We start from the raw sequence: 13,403 nt of genomic DNA, 5'->3' as shown, positions 1-13,403 counted from the left end.
AAAAGATACAATTTTTCTAATTTGTTCAGAAAGGCTTACTGGGGTATTATGCGATTGATGAAAATGGTGCTATTATTTATAACTTTTTTTTCGAAGAAAATAGTTTTGTAGCTTCTACAGTTGCAATCATTGAAGATAAACCTAGTAAATTTAATATTATAGCCTTAGAGGAAGCTCAATTAATTACTTATTCGGCAAATACATTTCATGAATTAGTTAAAAAACATCACGATTTAGCCTTATTTCATATCGTATATCTTGAAAAAAACTGGGTAGTAAAAAAAGAACCATTAGAAATAAACTTAAAATGGGAATCTGCAAGCGAAAGATATATACAGCTATCTCAAAACAAATCTTTGTTTTCGAGATTAAAACAGCATCATATAGCATCATATTTAGGTATAACACCAACTCAGTTGAGTCGAATACGTAAAGAAATAAAGTTTTAATTCATCAACAAATGTAAATGTTTTTAAATTTTTTATAGGTGACTTTTGCTCCATCATAAAAAATATAAAAAATGAAAACATTATTTAGTACAGTTGCACTGCTGGCATTATCATTATCTATTTCGGCACAGGATATTATTCACAAAAAGGTATTTAGCAAAAAAATGGATAAGGAAATAGAAATCGTAGTCATTACTCCAAAATTGGTAAAAGGGAAAAAATATAAAACTATTTATATCCTTCATGGTTACAGCGGAAACCCCGATCGAACTTACAAAGAAGATATCCAGGATCTTGCCGGTAAATCTCAAAAATACAACACCATTTATGTCTTGCCTGATGGTAATTTTAATAGCTGGTATGTAGACAGTCCAATAGATAAATCATCCCAATATCAAACTTTTATTGGAAAGGAACTGGTCGAATATATGGATGCAAATTATCCGACAATACAAAATCGAAAATTTAGAGGGATTCTTGGCTGGAGTATGGGAGGTTATGGAGCACTGAATATCGGAGTTGTCTATAAAGATAGTTTTTCTATCGTGGGGAGTTCTTGTGGAGCATTAGATTTTAATCGCTTTGGAGAAAATTTCCATACTTATCAGGCAGATAAAGTTTTAGGAGAATTTAAAAGCTTGCCTAAGGAATATTTCACATTTGATAAGATAAATCAAATGGCCTCAGCAAATCAGCTTTATATAGTAGATTGTGGTATAGATGATTATCAAATGATTAGTATGAACAGAGAGTTTCATCAACTTCTGACAAATGAAAAAATTGAGCATCTCTATATTGAATCTCTTGGCGGACATGATCCAAAGTATTGGAACAAATCGCTATCGAACCAATTGGTTTTGTTTGAAAACTATTTTAACCAATAGCTATAAACGAGCTTTTTTTAATCAAAATGACCTGACCTTTAAAATTATCCGGATTTTAAGGTTAGGTCATTTAGTATTTTAACTCAATAGTTTAATTATATAAAAATTTGGCTGATATGGGGTAAGGAAATTATGCAGACAGAGACTTTGTAGTATAAAAGAGACAAACTGTTTAAAAGTACTTATTGGGCTTTTGTAAGCGACATTTTAATTGCCAAAGCTGTTAAAACTCCAGCCATAAACCATTTTTGTATTTTGACCCAAACCGGATTATTTGAAAAGAAAACTGAAACTTTTGATGCCGTTAAAACGATTATAAAATTGACACTAAAACTAACTATGATCTGTGTAATACCTAATTGAATACTTTGGGTAAAAATAGAACCATATTCAGGTTTTATGAATTGAGGAAAAAAGGATAAATAAAAAACGGCAACTTTTGGATTCAAAACATTGGTTAGAAAACCGATTCTGAATAATTTGCCTGGTTTATCCGGTGATAAATTATTCGAAGTCTCAAAAATTCCTTTACTATTTGGTTTTATGGCTTGAAATGCCAAATACAAAAGATAAACAACTCCAATTGTTTTTAGAATGGTATATGCTATTGGTACGGCAAAAAGGATCGCAGTCAGACCAAAAGAAACCATAGTAATGTGAAATAAAAAACCACAAATTACTCCGGCAAGCGATATTATACCTGCTTTTTTTCCTTGTGTAATGGAACGTGAAATCAAATAAAGCATATTTGGACCAGGGCTAATAACCAGTACAAATGCGGCCAGCGAAAAAAGTAAAATTTCATTAAAGGGTATCATGTTTTATTGTTTATAAATTAAATTTAAATACTTTTTTTTAAGTACTTCTGGTTAAAAATATCGATTCTTAACCAGAAGATTACTTACTAAGATTCTGATTTTATCAGGTTATACTACTAACATTTTTGACTTTATGCAATTAGGGAACTAGAATTGCCCAACTCAAATTTAGTGCAAAAACGGTATAAAACTACGAAAGTTTAATCTATTCTCTGAACTCAACTTGCACAAAACCGACGCAAATCAGATAGTGTTTATCGGTTTGAATGCTTTTGATTTTCTTGTAAATACAACATTGCTTCTTTGACTGCTTGTATTGAATTTTTTGGATGAAAACCCAATTCAGTTCTTGCTTTTGTGATGTCGAAGTTTTGTTGAAGTCCTGAAAACATGGCAATATCTTTGGTACTCAATAAAGGAGCTTTTCCATTTATCTTACTGCCAATTTCCATAAACCAGGCAATGGTAAATAATATTGGTTTTGGAACTGCCATAGGAAGTTTTATTTTCAAGTCTGGAAATAACTCCTGTGCAATTTGTGTTGTCTCTTTTATAGAAGTGCACTTTTCATTTGCCAAGATATAACGTTCGCCGTTTTTTCCTTTTGTAGCCGCTAAATAACAACCTTGAGCAACGTCTTTTACATCAATCCAATTTAAAGTGATGTTCGTTTCAACTGGTATTTGCTTTTCGAGAATTAAAGAAATAATATTATAAGAAACACTTAAAGGTTTGAAAGCGGTGCTGCCAATCATTGCAGATGGTAAAACGGCAACCAATTCTATGTTGTGCTTTCGGGACAATTCAAAAGCTAGTTTTTCGCCATCATTTTTTGAATTGTAGTACATATCCCTGCGATCAGGATTCTGTCCGTAACTTTCTTTAGTAGGGAGTTTGGAATAATTTAAAGCTGCAATAGAACTTACGTAGACAATTCGTTTTACACCTGCTTCTGCTGCGGCTTCAACAATATTTTTGGTGCCTTGAATATTAACATCATAAATTTCTTTTTTGGGGTCTTTGGCCCAAAGTTTAAAGACCGCACCAACTGCGTAAAAAGTTTCTACACCTTGTAAAGCGTTTACTAAGGACTGTTTGTCGGAAATATCAGATTGTACGACTTCACAATTTAAGCCAGTAAAAGGTTCTTTGTTTTTGATGTTACGAACCGAAGCCCTTACCGGAATGCCTTTGCTGATAAGCAATCTTACCAAGTTGTTGCCGAGATGCCCATTTGCCCCTGTAACGAGTGCTAAATTTTTCTGTGCCATTTTATTTGTTTTTATTAAGGCACAAAATTGGGAGATGTTTTTTTTAAAATGCTTCGCAAATGTTACCTAATCATTTGCTTTCTAATTCTGCTCAAACTCTTTGGGTTCATTCCTAAAAACGAAGCAATGTATTGAAGAGGAACATTGTGTATAATTTCAGGATAATTCTCAACCAATTTTTTATAACGCTCTTCTGCCGTTAAGGTTGCTAAATCTTTTGAGCGGTTTTCGTTGTATGTAAGTGATTGTTCAAACACCCAAATGCTAAAATCTTTAAATGCTACACTACTTTGAAGAAGAAAATCCAAGTCAGTTTTTGCAATTCTCAAAAGTTCGCATTCAGTAATGCATTCTACATTTTCATTAGATTTTGTCTGGTTGATAAAATTGGTATAAGAAGTAAAAAATCCTGGCGGGCAGTTAATATGGGTGGTAACTTCATCTCCTAAATTATTGTAATAAAACAGTCTCATAAAACCCGAGAGGACAAAATAAAGATATTTTGGGACTTTACCCTCTTCTTCAATAATCCGATTTTTAGGAAATAATACGGGTTCAAAATACTTTTTGCATAATTCTTTGTCTGGGTCAGTAAGTACAATTTTAGTGCTTATCAGATTCAATAATTGGTCGTACATTTATTAATATTTAGAATATCTGTTGCTTTTTAGTCTATTGTTTGCTGTTAACGCTCCTGCTATTCGATGGGTTGCGGATTTAATAGCGAAGTATTTTCGACTAAGCGAAAATAGGATTAATAATATTGAATTTAAGATATTGCACCGGTAATTTGCGTACATCAAATAAAAGTTTAATTTTACCTTTTATATTGCCTTCTCGCTTGTCAGTACAAAATAATCCTTCCTAATTATTTTGACAGGTTGTTGGTCTAAGAAGGTTTTTTTTTGAAAACTCATTTTCATTTACATAAACTCATAATTTCATGTATCAATTTGTAAAATATACTTTGATGCTTTTCTTAGCATCATTAAGTTTAGTTTCCTGTAAGCAAAAACAGGGAGATAGAATTAAAGTCGGATTTTCGCAGGCCATGACCACTGATGACTGGCGCAAGCAAATGAACAGCTCTATAAAAATAGAAGCCTCTTTACGACCAGAAGTTGATTTGACGATTAAAGATGCGAACAATAATATCGAGAAGCAAATAGAAGACATCGAAAGATTTATTTCTAATAAAGTTGACGTTATTATTGTATCTCCAATTCAATCTAAACCTTTAACAGCAGTTGTCGAAAAATCGATTAAAGCCGGAATTCCGGTTCTTGTTGTGGATCGAAAAATTGAAGGAGAAAATTATACTGCTTATTTAGGTGCTGATAATATTGAAATTGGGAGAATTGCAGCTCGTTATATTATTTCGCACAGTAAAGGTTCCGGTAAAATTATTGAAATTACCGGAGCAAACGGCTCTTCACCTGCTTATGAAAGAAGCCTTGGATTTGATCAGATCATCAATGAAAACAAACGTTTCAAAGTCGAAAATACTATCCATGGCGATTGGGAGGGAGAATCAGTTAAAGCACCACTAAAAGCGATTCTTTTACAAAATCCTGATGTTGAATACATTTTTGCCCATAACGACCGCATGGCATTAAGTGCATGGGAAACTGCTAAAACATTAGGACTCGAAAAGAAAATTAAGTTTTTAGGAGTTGACGGATTGAATTCTGTGAATGGTGGTATAGAATTAGTAAAAAGTGGTGTTTTAAATGGAACTATTTTGTATCCAACAGGAGGAAACGAAGCATTGAAACTGGCTCTGAAAATGTATAATAAAGAACCCATTTCTAAAAACAATATTCTCAATACCATTGTAATCGACCAAAATAACGCTGAGATCATCGAAAACCAAATGGATAAAGTAGATCAGCAGCAAGTCGTTATTGAGTCACAGCAAGGAGCAATAAAAGTTCAGGAAAGAGAATATGCCTCACAGAATAATCTGGTTCGCTTATTGAGTTTTTTCCTTGTGATTATTTTGAGTTTGACCGTTTACAGTATTTATTCGACTATTTCTATTTCAAGAAAGAAAAAACAACTCGAAAGAATCAATCAAACGGTAATTGATCAGAATAATGAAATTCAGGAAATGGCTCAAATTGCCCAAAGAAGCAACGAAGCAAAATTGAATTTCTTTACCGGACTTTCACATGAATTTAAAACGCCTATAACCCTTATTATGAGTTATGTGGAATCGTTGATTGAAAATGAAAAAATTAAAGGAACGGCGCTTATTGACGAAGTAAAACTAATTCATAAAAATTCAAATCGATTACTCAGATTAATAAATCAATTGCTGGATTTTAGAAAAATTGAAGAGCAGAAATTTACCTTAAGAGCTTCAAATACTAAAATTTATGATTTTACAAACGAAGTAATGACCAACTTTAAAGGTGAAGCTGCCCGCAGAAATATTGATTTTCAGCTTATTTGCAAAAACAAAAATCTGGAATTATTTATCGATAGGGGATTAATGGATAAAGTATATTTCAATTTGCTTTCAAATGCTTTTAAATTTACGCCGAATAACGGTAAAATTAATATTTCGATTGTAGAAAATCAGGACAATACAGTTCGAATTAGTTTTAAAGATTCCGGAATTGGAATACCTGAAAATGAATTGTCGAATGTATTTAATCCTTTTTTCAGAGCATCAAATAATAATAAAAACAGTTCAGGAATTGGACTTCATCTCTCAAAAGAATTTGTGCTTTTGCATCAGGGAACAATCGAATTAAAATCGAAACAAGGAAGTGAGTTTGTAATTACGCTATTGAAAGGAAACAGTCATTTACAGCCTTCTGAAATCGTGAATAAAGCTGAAAATCTAAATAGCACTCCAAATCTAATATCAGATAATTTAGATATTGAAACAGATTTAAATCAAGGCATTGCAATCTCTGAATCAGAAAAACATACACTTTTAGTTATAGAAGATAATATAGATTTAGTTACCTTTTTAAAATCCAAATTATCTGGTGAATACGTAGTTTATACTTCAGATGGCAGCGATGCGATTGAAAAAGCAATGGAGATTGTTCCGGATATTATCATTTGCGACATTAATCTGGTTGACAAAGATGGTTATGAAATTAGCAAAGAATTGAAAAAGGATTTACGCTCATCACATATTCCAATTATTATTTTAACGGCTCAAAGTAACAAAGAATCGGTTTTAAAAGGGTTACAGAGCGGTGTTGATCAATATCTGACAAAACCCTTTAGTCTTTCTATTTTAAAACAATCTATTTCCAGCTTGCTTTTCAACAGAGAAAAGCTTCGTTATTATTATACCAATAACATTTATCGTGTTGAACCGGAATCTAAATTTGGCAATCAGGAACAGTCGTTTATTACTAAAATGAATGATATTATTAAAATGAATGTCGAAAATCCTAAGTTCTCTGTCGAGGATTTAGCAGATAAACTTGGAGTTTCAAGAGTTCAGTTGTATCGAAAGGTAAAAGCAATCATCGGAATTAATATCAGTGATCATATTAATAATGTAAAATTGGAGAAAGCAGCAGAGCTTTTGAAGTCCAATAATATGAATATTTCAGAAATTGCATACTCACTTGGATTCTCTTCTCCAAACTATTTTTCTACAGCTTTTAAGAATAAATTTGGAATTTCACCAAAGGAATATAAATCTTCCAATTGATATTGGTTTAAAATTGATACAAAACAGGTATCAATTTTAAACCTAATGTAACAAAATCGAAACTACACGGTTTTCGTAAATAAATTTTAAATTGTCTAAAGCCTTGTAAATAAGGCTTTTGTTGTTTAAATGCCAAACTATCAGTATTTATAGAATTAAATTGTAACATCATTAAAAATAAGTTGTTTTTTTTGCGGATATCTTAGCGATAAGTTTTTAATACATCTACAATGAACAAGATATTGATTTGGTCTGTTACTGCTGCACTGGCAGGTTTTCTATTCGGTTTTGATACCGTAGTTATTTCTGGAGCTGATAAACAATTGCAGCTTCTTTGGCATTCATCTGATGCTTTTCATGGATCCGTTGTTATGGCAATGGCGCTTTGGGGAACAGTTGTAGGTGCTATTTTTGGAGGAATTCCAACCAATAAAATAGGTCGTAAAAAAACACTGTTCTGGATCGGGATTTTATATTTTATTTCAGCCATTGGCGCATCATTTGCAAACGATCCTTATGTTTTTGCTGCCTTTAGATTTATTGGAGGTTTAGGTGTAGGCGCTTCAACTATTGCTGCTCCGGCTTATGTTTCTGAAATTGCTCCGGCTGACAAACGTGGACGCTTAGTAGCTTTGTATCAGTTTAATATTGTACTGGGAATTTTAATTGCCTTTATATCCAATTACTTTTTAAAAGATATCGGAGAAAACGCCTGGCGCTGGATGATAGGAGTTCAGGCAATTCCATCTTTAATCTATATTCTTTTTATACTTACAATTCCGGAAAGCCCAAGATGGTTATTGTCTAAAAACCGAGATGAAGAGGCACGTAAAGTGTTGTTTCAAATTGATCCATCTGCAGACCTTAAAGACATCATGGATGATTCCAGAGAAAATGGCGTTACCAAGCATGAAAATATCTTCATGAAAAAATACCGTTTTCCTTTAATGCTGGCTTTTTTAATAGCATTTTTTAATCAGTTCTCAGGAATCAATGCCTTCTTGTATTATGCACCAAGAATTTTTGAAGAGGCAGGTTTAGGACAAAATACAGCTTTATTGAGTAGTATCGGAATCGGAATTACCAATCTAATTTTTACTTTAATCGGAGTTGCATTAATTGACAAATTAGGAAGAAAGTTGTTAATGTACATTGGTTCTGTGGGATATATTATATCTTTAGGATTAGTCTCAGCTTCCTTTTATTTCAATTGGGGAGGATTATCAGTACCTATTTTCCTTTTCTTATTTATTGCTTCTCACGCCATTGGTCAGGGAGCTGTGATCTGGGTTTTTATTTCAGAAATTTTTCCAAATCACATTCGTGCATCGGGACAGGCTTTTGGAAGTTCAGTACATTGGGTTTTGGCAGCAATTATTCCATCTTTAATTCCAATGTTATTCTCAGAAATTGGGCCTGATGTTGTATTCTTAATTTTTACGCTTATGATGGTGTTACAATTACTGTTTGTAATTTTTATAATGCCCGAAACTAAGGGAATATCCTTAGAAGTATTAAGTGAAAATCTAACCAAAAAAAATATCAAAAAACATGAAATCAAAGAAACATCTATCGCTGACATTTTATAGTGCACTCGTACTTTCAATAGTAGGCTGTAAACCATATTCGGCTGTGGCTCAAAAAACAGAAGCTACAGTTTCAACTTCTGCAGAAGAAAAAATGTACCGTCCTCATTTTCATTTTACACCAAAAAAAGGATGGATGAATGACCCTAACGGAATGTTCTATTCTAATGGATATTATCATTTGTTCTATCAGTATTATCCTGACGGAAATAAATGGGGACCAATGCATTGGGGACATGCTATTAGTAAAGATTTAATTAAATGGGAAGAACAGCCCATTGCGATTTATCCCGATAAAGATAAATACATCTTCTCAGGAAGTGCTGTTGTAGATACAAAGAATACTTCTGGTTTAGGAACGGGAAAAACAGCTCCGATTGTGGCGATTTATACGCTGCATGACATGATAAAAGAAAAAGAAAACAAAATCGATGTTGAGCAGCAGGATATTGCCTATTCGAATGACAATGGTTTTACATGGCAGAAATTTAAGGAAGGAAATCCTGTCGTGAAAAATCCTGGAATTCGTGATTTTCGTGATCCAAAAGCGACCTGGGATGAAAACCATAAACAATGGATATTGGTTTTGGCAGCTCAGGACCGATCTCAGTTTTATAAATCTAAAGATCTTAAAAACTGGGAATATTTATCTGATTTCGGAAAAAATATCGGAGCTCACGGAGGTGTTTGGGAATGTCCGGATTTCTTTCCGATAAAAGTTAAAGGAACCAATGAAACCAAATGGGTTTTAATTCAGAGTTTAAATCCGGGTGGCGCTAACGGAGGTTCCGGAACACAATATTTTATTGGAGATTTTGATGGAATGATTTTTACATTAGATTCCAATTTTGCCAAAAGGGTAGAACAGGAAAAAGCTGTTTGGATCGATTACGGAAAAGATAATTATGCCGGTGTAACCTGGAATAATGTTCCAAGTGCTGACGGACGTCGATTATTTATCGGGTGGATGTCTAACTGGGAGTATGCGCAAGATGTTCCAACATTTGCATGGAGAAGCAGCACGACAATTGCCCGCGAAATTCAGTTGGTAAAAAAAGGAAATGATTATAGTCTGATCAGTAATCCCGTGAAAGAAATCAATAAATATGTTTCTAAAACAATCAAAGAAAAGAGTCTGAAAGGAAAAGGAAAACTTTCAATTCTTGAAGCAGGAAAAATTGATTTGACTCAGGCAATTGTCAATTTTAATTTAAAAAACTTAAAACAGGATACGTACACTTTTACACTTTCAAATGCAATTGGAGAATCGTTGACTTTCGGGATCAATAATTCAGAGCACTATTTATTTACAGATCGCTCGAAAGCAGGAAAAAATGATTTCTCTGAAAAGTTTGCTTCAACAATTACCAAAGCAATTTTAGATGGAAACCAAAAAGAAGGTTTTTTTAAAATCATTTTAGACAAAACATCTATTGAAATATTTTACAATAATGGCGAAAAAGTAATAACCGAAATCTTTTTCACAAACCAGCCATTTACTTCTCTATCAGTTTCTTCAAACCAAGGAGTTGAACTGAGCAACCTAGTAATTAACCAATTAAATATAAACTAACTAAAAACCACTAACCTCATGAAAAGTAAAATAATTTATTTTCTATTTTTCTTCTTTCCAATGCTGATGATGACAGCGCAGGAAAGCGGGATTAAAGGAACAGTAATTTCGTCAGATGACGGAATGCCGCTTCCGGGAGCAACCGTACTCATTTCGGGTACAAATACCAGTACAGTAACAGATTTTGATGGAAATTTTTCTTTCGGGAATATAAATTCAGATGCTATAATTGTTGTTTCTTTTATTGGATATGCACCACAATCCATTTCCGTAAAAGGGCAAAAAACATTAAATATAACTTTAAAAGTTGATAACAATCAGCTTAATGAAGTTGTTGTAACAGGATATTCAAAACAAAAGAAAACAGATATTACCGGAGCGGTTGCTGTTGTAAACATGAAGGACGTCATGAAACAGCCAGAACCAAATCCAATTAAAGCGCTGCAAGGAAGGGTAGCGGGAGTAAAAGTTTCTTCTGATGGATCTCCAAGTGGAGCTAATACAAAAGTGGTAATTCGTGGTGTTGGAACTTTAAACAACACAGATCCTCTTTATGTAATTGACGGAATGCCTACAAAATCAGGAATGCATGAATTGAACCCAAATGATATTGAATCCATTCAGGTTTTAAAAGATGCATCTTCGGCAAGTATTTATGGTTCTCGTGCTTCAAACGGAGTAATTATCATCACAACCAAAAAAGGAAAAGAAGGTAAAATGAGAATCAATTTCAGTACCTATACTTCAATTTCTGATTATTCCAGAAAACAAAAAGTGCTAAATGCGGATCAATTTGGTCAGGCTTTATGGCAGGCAAATATTAACGATGGATTGAACCCGAATAATAATAACGTGAGCTATCAATTTGACTGGACTGTAAACAATAACAAACCACAGTTAAACAAAGTTTTGGTTCCGGAATATTTAGATGCTGCTCAAACTTTGAAATCATCTAATACAGATTGGTACGATGCAATTTCGCAAACAGGAGTCGCAGAATCTTATGATTTATCTGTTTCTAATGCCTCAGACAAAGGAAGCTACGTTTTTTCTTTGGGTTATTATGGAAATGAAGGTGTTGTAAAAACAACTGATTTTGAAAGAATTTCTGCAAGAATGAACAGTTCTTATAAGTATTTTGGCGGGAAATTGGTTATCGGAGAAAACTTCTCGATGACTCGTACTAATGAAATTACAGATCCGGGAGTTTTAGATCCGGCGCTTCGTGCTTTGCCAATTATTCCCGTACACACTGTTGACGGAAAAGGATGGGGAGGACCAGTTGGTGGAATGAATGACAGACAAAATCCGGTTCGTCTTTTAGAATATAACAAAGACAATAAGTATGATTATTTACGTCTTTTTGGAAATATGTATGCTGATTTAGAGATTATCAAGAATCTTCATATCAAGAGTAGTTTTGGTATTGATTACGGATTTTATAAAAAACGTACGCTGCAAAGAAGTTATAAGTCCGGATATCTGCAAAACGATCAGACATCGGTTACTATTGACCAATCTGTAAGTGATAAGTGGACTTGGACCAATACGGCAATTTATAGTTTGAATTTCGGGAAAAGCAACGTGAATTTAATGGCTGGAACAGAGATGTATAAAGACGTTTTTGACACGACAACTTTGCGTAAAAATGACTTTTTGATCGAAACGCCTGATTATATGTATCCTGATGCAGGAACAGGAGAATCGTTTACAAGCGGAACTTCTACGTTATATTCATTGCTTTCTTATTTTGGAAAAGCAGATTATGAGTTTGATAACCGTTACTTATTCTCGGCTACAATTCGTCGTGATGGTTCTTCTCGATTTGGTAAAAACAATCAATTCGGAACCTTTCCGGCAGTCTCTGCAGGATGGAGAATTTCTAATGAAAATTTCATCAAAAATAATGCACCTGTTTTTTCTGATTTAAAACTTCGTGCAGGATGGGGGCAGACTGGAAATCAGGAAATCAGCAACACTGCTGTTTACAGTCTTTACTTAGCTAGTTACGCAGGAGGAAGCCCAACTTGGGCAACGTCTTACGGTACCGCTTATGATATTGCAGGAAACGGAAACGGTTTGCTTCCTTCTGGTTTTATAGCAACGCAATCCGGAAATGATGATTTAAAATGGGAAACTACAACTCAAACCAACATAGGTTTAGATTTTGGTTTATTCAAGCAAAAATTAAGTGGATCTATTGATTATTATAGCAAGAAAACTGATGATATCCTGGTTTTGCCGGCTTATTTAGGAGTAATTGGTGAAGGAGGAAATCGTTGGGTAAACGGTGCTTCAATGGAAAATAAAGGATGGGAATTTTCTTTAGGATACCATGATGAAACATCATTTGGATTGAAATATGATATCTCAGGAAATATTTCGGCAAACAAAAATAAGATTACACAATTACCGGATGAGGTAAAAAATAATTATGGAGGAGACGGACTAAATGATAATATTCTGGGACGTCCATTTAACTCTATGTACGGTTATGTTACTGATGGATTGTTTAAAAGTCAGAGCGAAGTTGATAATTCGGCCAATCAGGAAGGAAAAGGCCTTGGTAGAATTCGTTACAAAGATTTAAATGGAGATGGAACCATAACAGATAAAGATCGTACTTGGATAGGAAATCCAAATCCGGGATTAACCTATGGAATTAATTTAAGTTTAGGGTATAAAAATTGGGATTTTACCACTTTCTGGGAAGGAGCAAGTGATGTTGATGTAATCAATAATGCCAAATATCAAACTGATTTCTGGAGTGTTGATGATGTAGGATCTAATAAAGGAACACGTTTGCTTAATGCATGGTCATTGGATAATCCAAATTCTACTATTCCGGCTTTAACGACGGTTGATAGAAATGCCGAATCAAGATTTTCAACTTATTATGTAGAAAAAGGAGATTATCTTAAACTGCGTGTTTTGCAATTTGGATACAGTTTACCAAAAGATTTATTGAAAAAAATCAATTTCGATAGCTTTAGATTTTACATAAGCGGACAAAATTTATTGATCATTGATGCTAAGAGTTTCACGGGTGTAGATCCTGAGAATGCAGGATTTGGATATCCGCAGCCAACGACTTTTACAGCAGGTCTTAATTTTACTTTATAATAAAAGATTAAATCAAA

Annotated in this window: 8 protein-coding genes; 5 read left to right on the top strand and 3 right to left on the bottom strand. The window is 33.6% G+C overall.

Annotation, left to right across the window (positions count from 1 at the left end):
* The first annotated feature begins 520 nt into the window (after positions 1-520).
* A complete protein-coding gene (locus LPB88_RS09400) occupies positions 521-1,333 on the top strand; it encodes an alpha/beta hydrolase family protein (RefSeq protein ID WP_230714868.1) in 813 nt (270 codons plus the stop codon).
* Between the two features lie 182 nt (positions 1,334-1,515).
* Here the strand turns inward: LPB88_RS09400 and LPB88_RS09395 are convergent, their stop codons facing one another.
* The 3 genes from LPB88_RS09395 to LPB88_RS09385 form a co-directional block, all read right to left on the bottom strand.
* The gene (locus LPB88_RS09395; RefSeq protein WP_230714867.1) at positions 1,516-2,151 is read right to left on the bottom strand and encodes a LysE family translocator; all 636 of its coding nucleotides are present in this window, start codon (positions 2,149-2,151) and stop codon (positions 1,516-1,518) included.
* Positions 2,152-2,405: 254 nt separating this feature from the next.
* Positions 2,406-3,422, bottom strand: a complete 1,017-nt coding sequence (locus LPB88_RS09390) for an NAD-dependent epimerase/dehydratase family protein (RefSeq protein WP_230714866.1) — start codon at positions 3,420-3,422, stop codon at positions 2,406-2,408.
* A gap of 62 nt (positions 3,423-3,484) precedes the next feature.
* Positions 3,485-4,060, bottom strand: a complete 576-nt coding sequence (locus LPB88_RS09385; RefSeq protein ID WP_230714865.1) for a Crp/Fnr family transcriptional regulator — start codon at positions 4,058-4,060, stop codon at positions 3,485-3,487.
* Between the two features lie 305 nt (positions 4,061-4,365).
* Between LPB88_RS09385 and LPB88_RS09380 the strand changes: the two genes are divergently transcribed.
* The 4 genes from LPB88_RS09380 (at position 4,366) to LPB88_RS09365 (ending at position 13,386) form a co-directional block, all read left to right on the top strand.
* A complete protein-coding gene (locus tag LPB88_RS09380; RefSeq protein WP_230714863.1) occupies positions 4,366-7,104 on the top strand; it encodes a substrate-binding domain-containing protein in 2,739 nt (912 codons plus the stop codon).
* Positions 7,105-7,334: 230 nt separating this feature from the next.
* The gene (locus LPB88_RS09375; RefSeq protein ID WP_230714861.1) at positions 7,335-8,693 is read left to right on the top strand and encodes a sugar porter family MFS transporter; all 1,359 of its coding nucleotides are present in this window, start codon (positions 7,335-7,337) and stop codon (positions 8,691-8,693) included.
* Positions 8,656-10,263, top strand: a complete 1,608-nt coding sequence (locus tag LPB88_RS09370) for a glycoside hydrolase family 32 protein (RefSeq protein WP_230714859.1) — start codon at positions 8,656-8,658, stop codon at positions 10,261-10,263. The genes LPB88_RS09375 and LPB88_RS09370 overlap by 38 nt, the downstream gene beginning before the upstream one ends.
* Positions 10,264-10,281: 18 nt before the next feature.
* Positions 10,282-13,386, top strand: coding sequence for a TonB-dependent receptor (locus tag LPB88_RS09365; RefSeq protein WP_230714857.1), 3,105 nt, complete (start codon positions 10,282-10,284; stop codon positions 13,384-13,386).
* The last annotated feature ends 17 nt before the right edge of the window (positions 13,387-13,403 follow it).

The sequence above is a fragment of the Flavobacterium sp. JAS genome (assembly GCF_020991455.1).
Taxonomy (GTDB): Bacteria; Bacteroidota; Bacteroidia; order Flavobacteriales; family Flavobacteriaceae; genus Flavobacterium.
Note: the sequence above shows the minus strand (reverse complement) of the source record. Positions and strands in the feature narration are given on the sequence as shown.

Coding starts and splice junctions, on each gene's coding strand:
- LPB88_RS09380 (WP_230714863.1), top strand. CDS start 4,366: ATGTATCAATTTGTAAAATATACTTTGATGCTTTTCTTAGCATCATTA.
- LPB88_RS09385 (WP_230714865.1), bottom strand. CDS start 4,060: ATGTACGACCAATTATTGAATCTGATAAGCACTAAAATTGTACTTACT.
- LPB88_RS09390 (WP_230714866.1), bottom strand. CDS start 3,422: ATGGCACAGAAAAATTTAGCACTCGTTACAGGGGCAAATGGGCATCTC.
- LPB88_RS09365 (WP_230714857.1), top strand. CDS start 10,282: ATGAAAAGTAAAATAATTTATTTTCTATTTTTCTTCTTTCCAATGCTG.
- LPB88_RS09395 (WP_230714867.1), bottom strand. CDS start 2,151: ATGATACCCTTTAATGAAATTTTACTTTTTTCGCTGGCCGCATTTGTA.
- LPB88_RS09375 (WP_230714861.1), top strand. CDS start 7,335: ATGAACAAGATATTGATTTGGTCTGTTACTGCTGCACTGGCAGGTTTT.
- LPB88_RS09400 (WP_230714868.1), top strand. CDS start 521: ATGAAAACATTATTTAGTACAGTTGCACTGCTGGCATTATCATTATCT.
- LPB88_RS09370 (WP_230714859.1), top strand. CDS start 8,656: ATGAAATCAAAGAAACATCTATCGCTGACATTTTATAGTGCACTCGTA.